A 17,025-nucleotide genomic window follows, 5' to 3' on the forward strand; every position below is an offset into this window, starting at 1 on the left:
CCGTAGCGAAAGTATAAAATACTTTTGCTACAATCCCATTCATCTTCCAACTACTAATTATATAATTTTATTTCTGAAGCTGAAGCAAATCCACCGTGTCCTGATACAACTTCTAGCTTTACATACTGAGCATTTACTTTACTGAAACTTGCATTCTTTGTAAGATTATTATCTTCCCACGTTCCAGTAGCAACCTTTGTAAAGTTAACTCCATCTAGACTTGTGTATATATTATAACTAGTTATGTTACCATTAGAGTTACTGTCTTGTCTTGGAACATAAGCTAATTGTGATATGCTAGTAACTTCATTAAGCTTTATGGTAATGTATGGAGCCTTATCACTGCCATTCCATAACGTATGCCACATTGTTGCACCGTTTCCATCGATTGCATTTGCAGCACCATTATTAGCCGAAACTTCCTGACTTGAGACACCTGCAACTGATAAGTTTTTGTGCGGTATTAATCCTATTGCAGCAGTATCAGTAAACTTTAAGTTAACAGCATCACTTGCTGGATTTGAACCAACAGCAAATTTTCTAACTGTTAATATAACATTTCCTATTAAATCCGGTAAATTAGGAGCAACTGGATTATATTTTGTCCAATGTGAACCTTGGTCTATACTGAATTCCATCGTACCGTCTAGACCAAAAACTAAGTTCTCCTCATCATTTGAAGAAACATTAACTTTACCAGCTTTTCCAATTGGAATTAATAAAGGCTGCCCTGTTCCGATCACTCTTGTTAAAATGCCATCCGTTGCATTGATTGCTGAGATCTCTTCATTGCTCAGAAGCATATCATTGCTTGTAGCAGCTTTATACGTTTTTCCTCCATCAATACTGTATTCCGTATCGGGTTTAATTCCCATTAGTTTTCCTGCATTTGCTCCATCAAAACTAAAAGTAGCAAGACCTAATCCTAAACTTGGCATTTGATCTTTAATTTTATTAGCTACTTGCTTTTGATTTACATCCGTTATTGCGTTAAATACATTTAATATATTTAACGTATACTGTTGAAGTTTTGCTCTATCATCTGTGTTCAGAACATGCCTTCTAATTTGAGTAAGAAGATCCATCATTGGTCTTGGCTCATTAGCAAAAGAAGAAATGATACTGCTGTTTAATTCTTGCCACTCAGCATCTGTTACATTTGGATTTTGTAACATGAGAGAAACGTAATCTTTCCATACTAAAACATTAGTTGGTAAAAGATTAGTAGCTATTTTATAAATTGCAATTTTCTTATCTGTTGAATTCATCGCTTTCGCTAACCAGCGTAATCGTTCTGATTTATCTAGTTTTACTGGGGTACGTTCAGCATCTTCAAATAGTAAGATGTAAGGTACTTGATTTTTCGGGCTATTATCTGACCAAGGAATAACAGTTACATCATGACGGCCCGATTCACCCCATCCGGATATATCATTTCCTAAATTCCAAGAAGATGGTTTGTCATTCCATATGAGTGCACAATGCCCAGGTTGTGTAACAGGCATAGCGGCCACACCAAAGGCTTGACTTACTTGCACACCAAACTTCGAAATATTACCGCATACCCCGCCAAATCTGTAAATGGAAGAAAGATTCCAACCTACACCGTAGAATGCATCATTCCCAGCTTGAATGCTAACTCCATCTTTGTTATTTGTTACATACTGAATCAAATATGCACTTGTTCCGATCTTATCTTGACTTTTAAGTTCTGGATGTTCCGTATTAATCATGTTTCTTGCCCAAGTTAAATCTTCTTCTGGTGACCAAGTATTCACTACTAATCTTAAATGCCAAACATCATATGTTCTAAAGACTGGAAGTAACTCATTATTTTGATCTGCTGTTTTATAATATTGGTACCTCGTTAATGGATTAATAGGTTTATTATTTGTCCAATATTTTATAGGTTCAGCATGAGCTAACGATGTAGCTATCGCTAATTTTAAATACAATCCTTCGTGAGAATCTGCATCCGTATTCCAGATTGTATTCCATATCTCAAGTGCATTTACTGGATTCTTTGCAGTTGGACTGCCACCTTCAAGAAACGTATTCATTACCTCTGTATTTTTCATAATCCAGTTAAGAAAGTTTTGATGGGCAGCATCTTTTTTAGCGAATGTATCCATTGCTGCAGCACCTGTTTGTGATATGAATTGCCACTGAGCCAAAGCTGCTGCAAATACTGGGTCTGTAAGCTTACTTTTCAAATTCGCTTCAGTGAGTTCCCCAACCTTTTCATTTAAATATGTTGTAAGATAACTCAAATGATCTTCAAAATTACCATTTGCAATTGCCTGATCTGTCTTTTGTTTCAATGTTTTTTGAGTCAACGACACCGTTTCAGCTGAAACTTTCGTATAAGGAATCGTAACAAAGCTCCCTGAAATAAGTGACATAGTTAATACTAAAGATAAAGTTCTTTTCAAAATAAGCCCCCCTATTTTTTGTTTTTAAACGATTATCTTTGTGTCTATCCCCCCTCATATAAAATAATTCTCGGACCTGAAATAACCCTAAAATTTGTAAGATTCGGAATTATTTTGACATTTTTCGACAAACGGCTGACATAGTGAATGAAATACACCTTAGTCCCTATAACTTTGTGTCATTAGCTTTCACTAATTTCGCCTTTACCGAGATGAATCTTTCAGTTTGAATATACCAAAAGTCCAATTATATTTATAGACTTTTATAATTAATGTAACTATTTTTTTAAAAATTTAATTAAGGCCCGACACGCATGCCAATCAAGCTACCATTTTGAAGTGCCCCCAAAACGAAAATTGCATCCTTTCATAGGTGTCCATGTGAATTGAGCTCATTTTTTTTCGTTTTGGGGTAATTCTGAATTCTTGAGTTGATGGCGATGTGGCGGGACTCCTTAAATAAGAAAATTAACAATTTTAAAAATATATTTGATTATATTTTTAAATCATAATAGCATTTGACATGTAGCAAATATGAATAAAGAAAGGAAAGAGAAACCATGAATATGAAAGTCGAAACCCTTCCAAAATATCGTATTGCATATGTACGACAAGTTGGTCCATATGGTCCTGCCAACATGCAAGCAATGGAAAAGTTAAAGAAATGGGCTGAGGAGAAAGATCTTGTTAAATCAGCAATAATACTTGGAATTCCACAAGATAATCCTGAAACAACACTTCCTGAAAGCTGTAGATATGATGCTTGTATTGTGATTTCAAAAGATTATCAAATGGATGATTCAATTTGCGAAGGTGAACTTTCTGGTGGAAAGTATGCGATTTTCACAATCAAACATACAGCGGAAGATATTCAAAAAGCATGGGCTGAAATTTTTCCAGCTTTACACAACAGTGGATATCAAATTGACAACAAACCGATTTTAGAAAGATACACGAGTGAGATGATTAACAACCATTATTGCGAAATATGTGTACCTGTAAAAGCGTTATAAAAGAAGAAACCATTATATATACAAACAGCTCAAAAACTGTACAAATTTATTATTCAGCTTCAACTTATGGGTTGTAATTAAAAACTAAAAAGAAATGCTAAAATAGCATTTCTTTTTAGTTTTATTTAGTTGAAATTTCCAAGAAATTCGTAACCATTTTAGAAGTACTAGAATCTATTTGAATGCCTTGAACCCTCTCTTTATCATTTGTATCTTTTGCTATTATAAATTTATCATCATTTATCCAAAGTAATAATTTTTCTGTTGAATCATCGTTAAAAATAACTTCTATATTAGATTTTGCAGATTTTCTTGTTTTTTCATCTAATGTTATTTCTTTAGAGGATCCCGATTTAATTACTGTGATAATTTGATTGATAAAATCTTTGTTATCTGTGTTTCCTTTAGATAGGTTGCTAGTGTTACTTATTACTCTAATTTCTTTTACTTCCTTGTTTTCAAAAATCTTTGATGTCTCTTTAGAGCTACTAGATTGGGAACCTTCTGAAGAACTTGTTGTATTTGAACAACCAATTAACCCTACGAATACGATAATTGAAATAAGCATAAAAGCAATATTTTTAATGTCCCTCACCCCTTTTACCTAATTATACCATTTTTATTCTCCCCTTATTATTTTTTACGTTCTTTATTTCGCACATAAGATAAAGGTACTTCTAATCATTCCTTATAAAACTACTTGACTAATCGTAAGAAAGGGGATATCCCATAAATCAGTTACACTGACTTACAGGATATCCCCTTTTTGCTGTTCTTATTAAATCAATCTACAGCTAATACAAACTTTAAGATTTTCTAATTTTCAGTGTGTAAAAGCTGAGTGGCTTTTGCTTTCTGTTTCTGTCCTTTTAAGAAAAACGATACAACGAGAGCAACAATTATAAAGATTAACCCAAGTGTAAATGCCCCTTGGAAGCCAGATGTTAAGCCATTTAGCTTTTCTACTGGATCCATTGGATTTGCTGAGTTTTCCATATATTGAGTTGTGCCTGAAGACATTTTAGATATAAATATAGCCGTGCCAATCGCGCCAGCTACCTGCTGTAATGTGTTGAAGAGCGCTGTACCATGTGGATAAAGATCTGGTGTCAATTGATTTAAGCCATATGTTTGTACTGTCATCACAAACATGAGTCCAACCATTAATACGCTGTGCATCAAGATAATTTGTGTCAATGTTGTTTCTGGGTTAATACCTTTAAATAGCCACATTGCAATGGCTACTAACACAATGCCAGGGATGATAATAATCTTTGGACTGAATTTATCAAATAATTTACCTGCAATCGGTCCCATAATGGCGCTAATCATACTCCCTGGTAGCATGATTAACCCTGATTTAAAGGCTGTAACAAGTAAAACCGTTTGTAAGAACATCGGTAATAATGTCATTGTTGAGAACAGCGACATCATGACAATGAATATTAACCCAACTGATAAAGTAAACATTGGAAACTTAAATGCGCGTAGTTCTAAAATTGGATTATCGATTTTTAATTGACGAACAACAAAAATGAATAACGATATAGCCCCGATAATTAAAGTGGAATAAACTTTAGAATCTGACCATCCTAAATCACCTGAAGAACTAAAGCTATACACAATACCACCGAAACCTAATGTTGATAAAAGAATGGATAAATAATCAATTTTTGGTCGTGTTAACTCCGTGACATTTTGAATATATTTCATTCCAATTAAAATGGAAATGATTACGATAGGAATAACAATGTAGAATAACCAGCGCCAACTAAGTGAATCCACGATAATTCCAGATAATGTAGGACCAATTGCTGGAGCAGACATCATAACAAGTGCTATTAAGCCCATTGTGGCACCACGTTTTTCAGGTGGACAAATAATTAAAATCGTATTCATTAGTAATGGTGAAATTAACCCAGTGGCGATTGCTTGGACAATACGACCGATTAATAAAACGGAAAATGTCGGTGCGAATCCAGCAATCAATGTACCAACTAAAAATGTTACCATGGCGGTTAAGAACATTTGTCTCGTTGTAAGCCATTGTTGAAGTAAAGCTGTAATCGGTACTAAAACCCCAACAACTAACATGTAGGATGTAGAAAGCCATTGAATGGTTGAAGCTGTTACATCAAATTCTTTCATTAATACGGTTAAAGCATTACCAAGTAATGTTTCATTTAATAATGCAACCATTGCACCTAAAATTAATGCAATTAAAATGGGTGTATGTCTAATATTAGAAGTATCAATTTTGCTACTTGTAGAACTTGTAGTCGTAATATTCATTTATTGATTTTCTCCCTGCTTTCTTTATTTTTAATACATTTGTATACAAAAGATCACATATAACATAATATACACATGTAGATTAAAAAGGGAGAATCAATTTTCAGTAGTTGTATAATTAATCTACAGAAAAGGAGAAATGTAGATGAAAAATAATGAGGAACAGCTGGATTTACGTGTTAGACGTACACATAAATTATTGTGGGAGTCTTTATTTGAATTAATGACACAACCAAAACAGAAATATAGTTCCATTACCATCAACCAAATCTGTGATCGTGCGATGGTGCATCGAACAACATTTTATAAACATTTTGAAGATAAAGATGCATTATTGGCATTTGGATTTAAACAATATCAAGAGGAAGCCTTGACAATACCACTTTTAGATCGATTAACTAGGCCATTTCAAGTGATGGAACAAATTTTACATCATAAAGAAATTGGTAAAATATTAGAGTTGCAAATGGGTGATGAACAATTTAATAACTTTATACATTATCATACTCGTGAAGTGAAGAAACAGGAGAATCAAGAATTAAATCGAATTTGTAAAAGCCATACAATACCAGATGAGTTAATTATCGAATTCTATTCGGGTGTAATTACAACGTTAAGCACATGGTGGTTTCAAAATAGAAAAAGTGTTTCAGCAGAAGAGATGGATACATACTTTCATCAAATGATCAATCAAGATGTTTTTCAATTGAACAGAGATCAAATGTAAGCAAAAAGAATTATGCGGATCACAATGGAATAAAGGCTTTAAAAGAACTTTTTGATGAGAATCAAATCAATGTTTTTGATTTGGAACGTGTTTCAATCATATAAAGTGAAACTTTAATCAGTGGGGGTTTTCTTCATCCCCCACTGATTATTAGCCCTCACCAATCGGTCTTTTACAGGCAGTTGATTCCCCCTCCTTACTTCTTTGCTTTCGCCGAATTTTGAGGCGGGAGTGTACTGCCCATTCATGCTGGATATCAGTACATACACGTTTTTATGGAAAAGCATCAATTCTCAGATATATTCTTAAGCGATTGCTTTAAAACAATCTGATGTCTTTCGAATATGATTAAACCTCCTACTATAATGAGAAGCATTCCTATTAATTGCATACCATTTGGTACCTTCCCCCAAAATAACCAAGAAAACAGAAATCCAAATATTACTGAACTATACATCAATGATGAGACCATATTAGGATGTAGATATTTTAAAACATAAGATAAGCACTGCTGAGATGCTACACTCGTAAATGCTATACCTAATAACAACCAAATCCCCTTCATATCGAAGTATTGGTCGTTACTTATCATATAAAAAAAGGATATTACAGTAGAAAACAGGAAGAAATAAAAAACAATACTAAAGCTGCTTTCAGTTCTACGTAACGTTCTTATCGTAACATTTGAGGCAGCTGAACAAACAGCGGATAATAAAGCGAACATAGAAGCTACATTAAGATAGCCACTAGCAGTTGGATTGATTGTAATATAAACTCCCACAAAGCCCACAAAAACCCCTAACAGTACGTGTTTTGCAATTTTTTCTTTAAAGAATAAAAATAAAATAAGCGGGATAAAAAAAGGATAAGTAGAATTAAGTGCTAAAGCATTTTCTACCGGTATAAATTGCAAGGAAATCGTATATAAGGTAAACATTAGAAATCCAAAGAAACCTCTTAATAAGTGAAGTAAAGGAACACTCGTTTTAATTTTTGGTCTCCCTGTTACAAAGTAAATAGGAACAAGCATAGCTAGCGCTGAAAAAAAGCGAAAAAAGGTAATGGTTGGTTCATTTGCATATGCATAGGCCATTTTTATAAAGACGGACATCAACGAATACAAAAAACCTGCCAAGATTGTTATTATAAAATACCGCAATGTCAAAACCTCCTTGTTTCTTGAAGAGTCAATTTTTAACTTTCAAAAGTATGTAATGACAGTATATGGTATCATTATTTATGATGTAAAATATCTATTTTTGATATTTATATAAGTAATGCTTATATAAAAGGAGCAGAAAATGAACCTAGAACAAATGGAATATATAAAAGAAATATCAAGAACTCAATCTATCTCGCTTGCAGCGAAGAATCTGCATGTTTCACAAGCTGCAGTTAGTCAATCTATTTCTTTACTGGAAAGGGAATTAGGTGTGAAGTTATTTATCCGATCTCGTTTGGGCACTACCCCAACGAAAGAGGGAAAAAACATTATTAGAAAAGCACTGGAAATTATAAAAAGGTGGAAGAAATGAAAGGAGAAGTGCAATCTTTAACCTCTCTATATACAGGAGAACTAAAAATTGCAGCTATACCTAGTTTATTTATGACTTTATTACCTAAAACATTATCTATGTTTAAAAACGACTGTCCACATGTGAAAATTTCCATCAAAGAAATGGGAGGAAATGAAATTATTGAAGATGTAAAGCAGCAGAAAATAGATCTTGGATTCATTATATTAAATGAACCATCATTACTGAATTCAAAAGAGCATCTTATTTTTAAACCTCTATTTCAAGGAGAGATGAAAGCTTGCGTACATAAAGATTCTCCACTAGCTTTCAGTAGCGAATTGAAAATTCAAGAAATGTTGGATTATCCGTTTGTTTTATATGGCGGTCATAATTGGGAAATGTTTATTCGCCAATTTGAAAAGCAATATGGGTCTATGAATATTTTATTTACTTCTAACAATTCTGAAGTGATAAAAAAAACTGTTTCAGAGGGGCTCGCTGTCAGTATGCTAACAGATTTTATGTTAAAAAACGATCCCTATGTAGAAAGTGGAAATATTGTCCCTATTCCTTTAATTGATTACGAACCAGCTACAATTTCGTTTGGATGGATATATTCCAAAGATAGTTCACGGATAAATGTCATAAAAAAATTTTTAGAGTATTTACACCTCTATGTTCATCAATTTTAATAGTACAAAAATATATTATATTCCATTCTGGATTGTAGATTAGAGGAACTTGAATAAAAATTTAACTCCAACTTGCTTCTATCAAGTTGGAGTCTTCCCTATCCTTCTATCAATCTATTCTTTCCATCGATTACGCTATATATGACAACGCCACACTCTCTGCGTCATTCAGCCAGTGAAAATTATCTTCTACCATTCTCAACAGCTTTCTCATAAAAACATTAAGCCAACAAAAATCCTCGTTTCAATGAATCTCTCGGATCCATTACAAATTGATGGAATCCCGTAATAAACGCCTGACCAGTCACTTTTGGAATAATGGCCTCATGTTCGCTTACTTTTGTCACTGACAGCACTTCTCCAACAAATTGTCCGTCCGTAATGCATTCATGGACAAAACTTTCGCCCTCCTGCAAAACCCCATTTTCAAAAAGAGTGGCAAGTCTAGCTGAAGTACCCGTGCCACAAGGAGAGCGATCTACTTGCCCATCCGCAAAAATGGTTACATTTCGTAACGTGGCATCTTTTCCATTTGGTTGATCTGAAAAGATAACGCCGTATATTCCCTTTAAATCTTCTTCGAGAGGATGTTTTACCTCCATTTGGCTTTCAATGTAATGTTTAATTTTCCCGCCCCACGTTTGAATAGCAGGTAAATCTTTAAAATTGACTTTCAAGCCAAATTCTTTACTATCTACAACCGCATAGAAAGCTCCTCCAAAAGCAATATCTACTTGAAATTCATAGCCATCAATTTTTATCGGAACGTCCTTTTTGTAAACAAAAGAAGGAACATTTTCAAATGATACGGATTCTACTTGATTTCCACTGTATGTTGCATATGCGATAACCTCTCCTGCCGGGCTATCAATAATGAACTTTTGTTTTGCACCTGTCACTTCGAACATGCCAGTTTCAATTCCTATCGTAATTACCGCAACAATTCCATGCCCGCACATTGTACTCCAGCCTTCATTATGCATAAATAATACCCCAAAATCAGCATGAGGACTTGCAGGAGGCGTAATAATACAACCATACATGCCATGATGTCCTCTCGGTTCATACATAAGAACTTCGCGAAGATGATCCAAGTGCTCCATACAATAAGCTCGTCTTTCTAGTTGTGTATTTCCTTTTATCGCTGGTACTCCGCCGGTAATAATACGCAATGGTTCCCCCGCTACATGTGCATCAATTGTTGTGTACATTTTACTAATGTTCATTTCTTTTCCCTCCAGTATCATCATCCACTTATCCCCTGAAATCTTTGTAAGTGTCCTACTGTTTTATCTGCAAGTATTATGCCAATCTAACAGACGCTTACTATCACGAACATTCATTGCAGTTTCCTGAAAAAGGTGTATCCTTTTTGCAACACTTTTGTCTAGGAGTGTATATTTTCTTTGACACTCATATCCATCAACTTAAAGTGTATTTTTATATTAAGTCCGGTCTTTCCACGTAGTTTTTTATAATCTTTTATAGATTTTATAAAAGTACGTATACCAAATAAACCCTGACGTGTTTCAATTTTTTTGCTATGCTATCTGATGAATAGAAGTGGTATACTCATAAACAACACCCAAAATATCAAAGACTGTCTTTTTCTCGTATCGATGAGATTTTCGTCGTTGCGCTGTAGGAGGGTAAACAGACGAAAGAGAACCTTTGATAGATCTTGGGTGTTTTTGTGTAATGCTTGGTGAAAAAGTAAAAAATAATCCTTAATTATGTACAGCGCTTTGTATTCACCTAGCTCTTTCTGTTTCTTACGTAACAGGGGTTCTCGCATTTTAAACATAGTAGAGGAACATAATAAAATACTAATGAGTTGTCCATAAAGGTGACATTCTAATCGCTCTTGTTTTTGGTTCATATTCATAAAAAAGCACCTCACCCTTTCTCATTAACATAAGAGAATAGTAACGTGCTTTTAACTTCAAAAATAGTCTAAATCCTTAAGTTGATGGATGTGGGGCGGCACCCCATCGCCATCAACTTAAAAAATACATTCTTCCCCACAACAATAAAAATGAACTTCGGTGCTATAAAAAACACAGAATTTCCATTTAGGGGGGACTTTAAAATCTTAGCTTGATGGCGATGGGGTGCTCCCACTTCTATAAACGAAAACCCCCAGAAACATCTAGAATTTGACCTGTTATCCAACGACTATCAGAAGAAGCAAGGAATGCTACTGCATCTGCAATATCTTCAACTTGCCCTAATCGCCCAAAAACAGAAGATTTAGTAGCAAAATTTCGTATTTCTGGGTCATCCAGCAATTTCGTATTAATATCTGTCTTTGTATATCCGGGCATAATCGTATTAATTGTTATACCTCTTTCTCCAAGATGCTTAGCTAGAGGAAGAGTCATAGTGTTAAGCGCACCTTTACTTAAACCATATGCAATTGACCCAGTTAAACCAATTCGTACTTCGGCTGATGAAATGTTAATAATACGCCCTTGTTCCCGAAGCCGCGGTAATGTTTGCTGGATTAAGAAGAATGGTGCTTTAATGTTGACTGCAATAATTTCATCAAAAACTTCTTCTGTCGTATCTTCAATAGTTCCCTGAGTACCTATGCCTGCATTGTTTACTAGAATATCAATTACTGATGTACCAACTCTTGTTTGCAGTTCATTATCTAATTGTTCTATTAGTTTTTTGACACCACTAATTGAATTGAGTTCAGCCTCAACTAAGAAGGCTTTTCCTCCATTAGATTCAATCTCTCTAATCGTTTGATCCGCAGCTGTTTTATTTCGACCATAGTGAATGGCAACTAATACACCGTCTTGTGCCAATCTCTTTGCAATGGCACGACCGATTCCACGACTTGCCCCTGTTACTAACGCTATTTTCCCATCAAGATTCTTCATTTTTTCCACCCTTCCCAAACTTTTGTTTAATAAAAATCTATATCTATATTTTCATTTAAATATCAAAAATTTTAAATGCGTATTTATAGGTAAATTAATCAGATAACTTATGATATTATAGGTATAAATCATTATTTACTTTATAAAACAAAATAAAGAGGTTAGACAATGAAGAATACAGTAAAATTGGATGAAATAGATCATAAAATTATGAATTTGTTGTATGAAAATGCGAGAATTTCTGTTTCAGAAATAGGACGGATTATATCAATGACACAGCCTGCTGTAAAAGAACGGATTAACAAGCTTGAAGAACAAGGAGTTATAGCTGCTTACAGAACGAAATTTGAACCTTCCAAAATTAATAAAAACATTCAAGTATTCATTATGTTTAAAACAAGCCAATGTTCTGATTTTGTACAATTTTGTAATTCTGCTCCTGAAGTAACGGATTTATATCGAATTAGCGGGGAATTTAATTATATGATGAAGGTAATGGTTGATTCGATGGATTCTCTTGCTATTTTTTTAGATTCTTTAATGAAATTTGGATTATCATCTCCTTTAATTGTTTTAAAGAATGAATTCGAAGAGAAAATATTGTTCTGATAAGAGGACTACCCAAATACTAAGATAGAGAAAATAACAGATGTCAAATTTATGGTGCTACTCTAACCGAAGGGGCATATTTTTATAATATAATGACCATAAAGATACATAAAACCAGCTATAGACTGGTTCTTTTTTTAACTCAATTTTCCACTAAAAAAATTCGAATCCTTAATCACTAAGAAGTTCCGGCTTTCATTGTTAAGTGTTCAACAATCTTCATGTATTTAAGATCGCCACTTGTTCGTTATCATAGTTGAGCAAGAGTTTGATATCCCATATTAATATAATATATTTTTTAAAAATAAACAGAGTGATTGAAAAATATTCATTTATAGAATAATCATTTTCTCTTCGCTTAGCATGCAAAATCTAAATTTTGTCGGTAGCCCCCATCGCTATCAAGTTAAGAAACACATAAAACGATAAAAATGAACTTCGGTGCTATAAAAAACAACAAATTTCCGTTTGGGGGATACTTTAAAATCTTAGCTTGATGGATGTAGGGCGGCACCTCAATATACTTGGATTAAAATCATTGCAAACAGCTAAAAAAGTGATTGCTGGAATAGAAGTTATGCATATAATCAAAAAAGGACAAACTCCCCAAGGTGAGAAGTCTGTCCAAAAACAGATATATCTTATTCATGATTTCTTTGGTTTAACAACATAGAATTCAATTTCACTAGGAATCTTTCGTTCTTTTTTCATATCCCACTATTTTTGCACCAGAACCAACAATAGTGAATTAGAATAATGACTTAATACTTGCTAGGACAGTAAGTATACCTATAATAATGACAAATACATTGCTCACTTTCCCTTTGTATTTAGCTAGTACTGGTACTTTATAGATCGCATACATTGGTAATAGACATAAGATAGCAGCAACTAACGGACCGCTAAGGGCATCAATGATTCCAAGAATACTTGGATTTGCATAAGCAACATACCAGCATGTTAATACGACAAAAGTAAGGATCATTGTCTTAACTGTTTTTTCTCCCATATCTTTTCCGCGTTTTTTACCGACCTTGATAATCATGTCACGCATTACCTCATATGCCCCTATATAATGACCAAGGAAGGACTTTGTTATAGCCACAAAAGCAATAAGAGGAGCTGCAATAGTGATTATAGGCGAATTAAGCTCATTAGCAAGATATGATAGGATTGACAAGTTCTCTGCTTTCGCCATTTTCAGATCATCTGGAGTCAAACTCAATGTACTGCTCCAAACAAAGAACATAACAACAGCGAATGTCATGATATAACAAGCTTTTTGTATTTGAGCACATTTGGCATCAGTAGCTTCTATTCCATAGGTAGCTCTCTGTTTCATAACAAATGATGAAATCATAGGCGAATGATTGAATGAGAATACTATGATTGGTAGTATCATCAATATCGTTCCAAAATATCCTGTGCCTGTTGAAGCAGTAGAAACACTTGAAAAACTAAGCATTGACGTATTCCACTGTGGAATCAAAGATATTGCGATAAACAGTAGAGAAGCTATGAAAGGATATACTAGCATGCTCATTATTTTTACAGTGATATCTTGACCAAAATTTAGTATAGCTATAAGACCGAGTACTAATACAAGTGATAAAATGGCCCTTGGAGGCTCCGGCATGTGCAATTGATGCACGATAAAGCTACTTGCAGTATTTGTAAGGGCAACCGAATACATCAGCACAATCGTATAAATTGAGACGAAATATACTATGTTAAAAATGATACTCGCCTTATTTCCGAAATACTCTCTTATTGTACCTGTAATCCCCTCTTCAGCAGAATTAGAAGCGTATATCATTTTAGCAAGCGCCCTATGTGAGTAATACATAACAGGATATGCAAGTATGGTAATTAACAGTAATGATAATAAACCACCTGAACCTGCATTAATAGGTAAAAAGAGTACTCCTGCTCCAATTGCTGTTCCAAAAAGGCTCAATGCCCAGGTAGTATCCTGTTTATGCCACTTTTTAGGGTCTGGATATTTCTCATTTTTTACTGCAGTATTTTCATCTTGAAATTCTATTGTTTTTGCAGTATTCCCATTCATATAATAATTCCTCCTTGTATCCTATTCTTACGTCTCTTTTTAAGGCCTAGGAATATAGACCATTCTTGAAAAATGAATTGCTTACACTTACAAGGTACGCCACATTGTGTGTCCAACCTGATGGATTTGTTAACGTTTACAAAACATTTCAATTGTATATTAACATACTTTATTTATATAGTAGTATATTTTATTTATAATGGCTCTTACTATACAGACATCCTTAGGAGAACAATAGAGAATAGAATTGTTAACTATTTCACAATATTTCCAATAACTGTTTATCGATTTAATTGTTTCTCTCCAAAAATTTTACTTTTAATGGCAATCCCTGTAGGTGTGGCCGCAATTCCGCCTAAACCTGTCTCTCTTAATTCGCGAGGCATCTGTCTTCCAACTCTATACATCGCTTCAATAACTTCGTCAGCATTGATGATATTGTTTACGCCGGCTAATGCGATGTCCGCTGCTGCTAAAGCATTTGTCGTTCCAATGGCGTTTCTCTTTACACAAGGAATTTCTACCAAACCAGCGACCGGATCACAAACTAAACCGAGTAAATTTTGTAATGCGGTTGAGAAAGCTTCAGAAGATTGCTGTGACGTTCCTCCCGCAGCTTCTACCGCTGCTGCAGCCGCCATTGCTGAGGCACTGCCTACTTCAGCTTGACATCCTCCGTACGCTCCGGAAATACAAGCATTATTTGCGACTATCATTCCAAATAAAGATGAAGTGAATAGAAAGTGGACCATATCTTCATGACTTAACTGCAACGTATCTTTAATACTAAATAGGACTCCCGGGATCGTCCCGCTCGCACCTGCTGTTGGAGTTGCACAAATAGCCCCTAATGAAGCATTTACTTCATTAACACCGATAGCACTTTGAATCCCTAACACCATCAAATCTCCAGAAAGAGTTTTTCCATTTTCTCGATATTTTTTTATTTTAACAGCATCACCTCCGGTTAAACCGGTCGGAGAAAATACCCCGTCGCCCTCGATACTTTTATTTATGGCATTTTCCATAGTCGCTAAATTCTTTTCCATTTTACTCCAAACTTCTTCATAAGAAGTTTTAGTTTGTTCGATTTCCTGTTCGATTGCTAATTCATAAATTGGCTTTTTCCTTTTATTAGCTGCATCTACAATTTCTTTTATGGTCATATACATATTTTTTCACCCCTTAATGTAACTAAAGAATAATGATATTAGCCATACTGCTTAAACTTCTAAGTTCCTTCTGAGCATCACCAGGCAATAGCGAATCCAAAGCGAATGCATATAAATATTTTCCGTTTTCTTCTAAACTATGAAAGTTGTTAATTTCCACATCATATTGTTTAAAGATCCTGCGTAAGACAAATTCAAAGTCAGCGCTTTCGGAAATCGCAATAATAACTGGCAATGGCCCCTGCAGATCTAAGCTAAATCCGTCAATTTCAACATGTTTGACTTCAATTAATCCGCCGCCGACCGAAATACCCATCGTTCTAATACTTCGATTTTCATCCTCTACATATACATCTGCCGTATTTGGATGACCAGCAGGACTATCACCTGCTTTTTCAATAAAGGTAATGTCAATCCCCTTAGATTCTGCCATTTTAATAGCATCTGGTACTTTGCTGTCATCGGCAGCAAATCCTAATATCCCAGCAATAATTGCAAAATCAGTTCCGTGTCCTTTATGGGTTTCAGCAAATGATTCATAATACTTTACCACGACTTTTTTTGGAAGACCTTGAAATAATTTATTGGCAACTGTTCCAATAGCTAAAGCACCTGCAGTATGTGAACTTGAAGGACCTATCATTACCGGCCCAATCACATCAAAACAACTTTTGTATTTAACAACCTTTTTTTCTTTAATAGATGCTACATTCATGTTCATATAAGCACCCCCATAATTTATTATTTTTAATTGCAGTTGAATCTAAGCTATTAGAATGACCAATTCAAAATATGTTCCAGCCTTTATTTTCTGCAATTACATTTGTTCCAAAAATCAGAACAGGTCAATCTATTAAAATGTCAGCTTGAGAAAGAGGTTCAATTGTAATAAAAACTGTATTAGAATTATCGCAAGATTTCATTTTCTTAAATAAGATCTGGCCGATAACGCTTCCATTTTCATATTGAATAAATTTCCCTTCTGATCACACACCTTTCTTAGCGTAATCGTATCAGTATGTCCAATTTTAGAAGATTACTTGTAAGGCCTTTAGAATTTTTGCATCAGAACCAGGTTTGATATTTTCTCTAGAGGTAATAGATTATCTCTCGACGCCCTCATTATAACTTGTATATTTATGAGTTTAATGATTTTTTATTTTTAGAAAGATTGAATAAACAGAATTTTGAATGGATAATAAATTACACTTGGCATGTAGCAATTGTGTCCATTGTTTGAAGCTGTATTAGTTAGTAGAATAGCAAAAATAACACAGAGTTCCTTTGATTAACACATTGATTATATTGGAAAATCATTATAAAGATACTTATATTTTCCTTTGTTGAAACATCTTGTTTTAGACGTGAAAGCTGTTGTAATACATGATTAATGTAGATGGAAAGGAATAAATTAAGGAAATATAAAATCCATTTTGAGTATTTATCATTCGAATTGCATTTATATACATTTTCAGAAAAAAAGAACTTCTTTTTTATAAATCTTGAACATACTGATACTTTACAAAAGGTGTGTGATTAGTATAGAAAAAGAACAGTTATTTAGGTTCTGGTGCAAAAAAGAGAATAAAATGCATATATCCCTAACAGAACCGTA

14 protein-coding genes, 2 pseudogenes and 1 riboswitch are annotated in these 17,025 nt (G+C 34.2%); of the genes and pseudogenes, 6 read left to right on the plus strand and 10 right to left on the minus strand.

Annotated features, from left to right (window positions below):
• Window positions 1-53 precede the first annotated feature (53 nt).
• Window positions 54-2,432, minus strand: a complete 2,379-nt coding sequence (locus ACIQ7L_RS05855; RefSeq protein WP_400567450.1) for a discoidin domain-containing protein — start codon at window positions 2,430-2,432, stop codon at window positions 54-56.
• A gap of 123 nt (window positions 2,433-2,555) precedes the next feature.
• A riboswitch (cyclic di-GMP riboswitch) is annotated at window positions 2,556-2,645 on the minus strand.
• 347 nt (window positions 2,646-2,992) lie between these two features.
• On the opposite strand from ACIQ7L_RS05855, the gene ACIQ7L_RS05860 reads away from it, so the two are divergent.
• Complete coding sequence (locus ACIQ7L_RS05860) at window positions 2,993-3,445, plus strand: AraC family transcriptional regulator (protein ID WP_400567452.1); 453 nt, start codon at window positions 2,993-2,995, stop codon at window positions 3,443-3,445.
• A gap of 121 nt (window positions 3,446-3,566) precedes the next feature.
• Here the strand turns inward: ACIQ7L_RS05860 and ACIQ7L_RS05865 are convergent, their stop codons facing one another.
• The gene (locus ACIQ7L_RS05865) at window positions 3,567-4,040 is read right to left on the minus strand and encodes a hypothetical protein (protein WP_400567454.1); all 474 of its coding nucleotides are present in this window, start codon (window positions 4,038-4,040) and stop codon (window positions 3,567-3,569) included.
• Window positions 4,041-4,261: 221 nt separating this feature from the next.
• A complete protein-coding gene (locus tag ACIQ7L_RS05870) occupies window positions 4,262-5,737 on the minus strand; it encodes an MDR family MFS transporter (RefSeq protein ID WP_400567456.1) in 1,476 nt (491 codons plus the stop codon).
• Between the two features lie 145 nt (window positions 5,738-5,882).
• Between ACIQ7L_RS05870 and ACIQ7L_RS05875 the strand changes: the two genes are divergently transcribed.
• Window positions 5,883-6,464 carry a TetR/AcrR family transcriptional regulator gene (locus tag ACIQ7L_RS05875; RefSeq protein ID WP_400567458.1) on the plus strand — a complete coding sequence of 194 codons (582 nt, stop codon included), beginning with the start codon at window positions 5,883-5,885 and terminating at the stop codon, window positions 6,462-6,464.
• A 286-nt stretch (window positions 6,465-6,750) separates the two neighbouring features.
• Here the strand turns inward: ACIQ7L_RS05875 and ACIQ7L_RS05880 are convergent, their stop codons facing one another.
• Entirely contained in the window at window positions 6,751-7,623 is an 873-nt protein-coding gene (locus ACIQ7L_RS05880) for a DMT family transporter (protein ID WP_400567460.1), read from the minus strand.
• Window positions 7,624-7,765: 142 nt separating this feature from the next.
• Between ACIQ7L_RS05880 and ACIQ7L_RS05885 the strand changes: the two genes are divergently transcribed.
• Window positions 7,766-7,999, plus strand: coding sequence for a LysR family transcriptional regulator (locus ACIQ7L_RS05885; RefSeq protein ID WP_400567461.1), 234 nt, complete (start codon window positions 7,766-7,768; stop codon window positions 7,997-7,999).
• Window positions 7,996-8,673: a LysR family transcriptional regulator substrate-binding protein gene (locus tag ACIQ7L_RS05890; protein ID WP_400567462.1), complete on the plus strand. Its 678-nt coding sequence runs from the start codon at window positions 7,996-7,998 to the stop codon at window positions 8,671-8,673. The genes ACIQ7L_RS05885 and ACIQ7L_RS05890 overlap by 4 nt, the downstream gene beginning before the upstream one ends.
• Window positions 8,674-8,894: 221 nt before the next feature.
• Here ACIQ7L_RS05890 and ACIQ7L_RS05895 read toward each other — a convergent pair whose 3' ends face one another.
• The 3 genes and pseudogenes from ACIQ7L_RS05895 to ACIQ7L_RS05905 form a co-directional block, all read right to left on the minus strand.
• Window positions 8,895-9,899 carry a proline racemase family protein gene (locus ACIQ7L_RS05895; RefSeq protein ID WP_400567672.1) on the minus strand — a complete coding sequence of 335 codons (1,005 nt, stop codon included), beginning with the start codon at window positions 9,897-9,899 and terminating at the stop codon, window positions 8,895-8,897.
• A 315-nt stretch (window positions 9,900-10,214) separates the two neighbouring features.
• Window positions 10,215-10,543, minus strand: a pseudogene (locus tag ACIQ7L_RS05900) (IS4 family transposase); the annotation flags it as partial.
• A gap of 253 nt (window positions 10,544-10,796) precedes the next feature.
• Window positions 10,797-11,561 (minus strand): SDR family oxidoreductase, encoded by a 765-nt coding sequence (locus ACIQ7L_RS05905; RefSeq protein WP_400567464.1) that lies wholly within the window; start codon window positions 11,559-11,561, stop codon window positions 10,797-10,799.
• Window positions 11,562-11,729: 168 nt separating this feature from the next.
• Here ACIQ7L_RS05905 and ACIQ7L_RS05910 point away from each other — a divergent pair, with 168 nt between their 5' ends.
• Both ACIQ7L_RS05910 and ACIQ7L_RS05915 read left to right on the plus strand, forming a co-directional pair.
• Window positions 11,730-12,170, plus strand: coding sequence for an Lrp/AsnC family transcriptional regulator (locus tag ACIQ7L_RS05910; protein WP_400567466.1), 441 nt, complete (start codon window positions 11,730-11,732; stop codon window positions 12,168-12,170).
• Window positions 12,171-12,687: 517 nt separating this feature from the next.
• A pseudogene (locus ACIQ7L_RS05915) lies at window positions 12,688-12,843 on the plus strand (IS6 family transposase); the annotation flags it as partial.
• 75 nt (window positions 12,844-12,918) lie between these two features.
• On the opposite strand, the gene ACIQ7L_RS05920 reads toward ACIQ7L_RS05915, so the two are convergent.
• From ACIQ7L_RS05920 to sdaAB, 3 genes are all read right to left on the minus strand, one after another.
• The gene (locus tag ACIQ7L_RS05920; protein WP_400567468.1) at window positions 12,919-14,238 is read right to left on the minus strand and encodes an amino acid permease; all 1,320 of its coding nucleotides are present in this window, start codon (window positions 14,236-14,238) and stop codon (window positions 12,919-12,921) included.
• A gap of 281 nt (window positions 14,239-14,519) precedes the next feature.
• On the minus strand, window positions 14,520-15,410 hold the full coding sequence (gene sdaAA / locus ACIQ7L_RS05925) for an L-serine ammonia-lyase, iron-sulfur-dependent, subunit alpha (RefSeq protein WP_400567470.1): 891 nt from the start codon (window positions 15,408-15,410) through the stop codon (window positions 14,520-14,522).
• Window positions 15,411-15,432: 22 nt separating this feature from the next.
• A complete protein-coding gene (sdaAB, locus tag ACIQ7L_RS05930) occupies window positions 15,433-16,131 on the minus strand; it encodes an L-serine ammonia-lyase, iron-sulfur-dependent subunit beta (RefSeq protein WP_400567472.1) in 699 nt (232 codons plus the stop codon).
• Window positions 16,132-17,025: the final 894 nt, after the last annotated feature.

The sequence above is a fragment of the Bacillus sp. NPDC094106 genome, from assembly GCF_044764345.1.
In the GTDB taxonomy this organism is placed as follows: Bacteria; Bacillota; Bacilli; order Bacillales; family Bacillaceae_G; genus Bacillus_A.

Excerpts from the sequence above, each read along its gene's own strand:
- ACIQ7L_RS05860 (WP_400567452.1), top strand. The coding sequence starts at position 2,993 with ATGAATATGAAAGTCGAAACCCTTCCAAAATATCGTATTGCATATGTA.
- ACIQ7L_RS05870 (WP_400567456.1), bottom strand. The coding sequence starts at position 5,737 with ATGAATATTACGACTACAAGTTCTACAAGTAGCAAAATTGATACTTCT.
- ACIQ7L_RS05875 (WP_400567458.1), top strand. The coding sequence starts at position 5,883 with ATGAAAAATAATGAGGAACAGCTGGATTTACGTGTTAGACGTACACAT.
- ACIQ7L_RS05885 (WP_400567461.1), top strand. The coding sequence starts at position 7,766 with ATGAACCTAGAACAAATGGAATATATAAAAGAAATATCAAGAACTCAA.
- ACIQ7L_RS05890 (WP_400567462.1), top strand. The coding sequence starts at position 7,996 with ATGAAAGGAGAAGTGCAATCTTTAACCTCTCTATATACAGGAGAACTA.
- ACIQ7L_RS05895 (WP_400567672.1), bottom strand. The coding sequence starts at position 9,899 with ATGAACATTAGTAAAATGTACACAACAATTGATGCACATGTAGCGGGG.
- ACIQ7L_RS05905 (WP_400567464.1), bottom strand. The coding sequence starts at position 11,561 with ATGAAGAATCTTGATGGGAAAATAGCGTTAGTAACAGGGGCAAGTCGT.
- ACIQ7L_RS05910 (WP_400567466.1), top strand. The coding sequence starts at position 11,730 with ATGAAGAATACAGTAAAATTGGATGAAATAGATCATAAAATTATGAAT.
- ACIQ7L_RS05920 (WP_400567468.1), bottom strand. The coding sequence starts at position 14,238 with ATGAATGGGAATACTGCAAAAACAATAGAATTTCAAGATGAAAATACT.
- sdaAA (WP_400567470.1), bottom strand. The coding sequence starts at position 15,410 with ATGTATATGACCATAAAAGAAATTGTAGATGCAGCTAATAAAAGGAAA.
- sdaAB (WP_400567472.1), bottom strand. The coding sequence starts at position 16,131 with ATGAACATGAATGTAGCATCTATTAAAGAAAAAAAGGTTGTTAAATAC.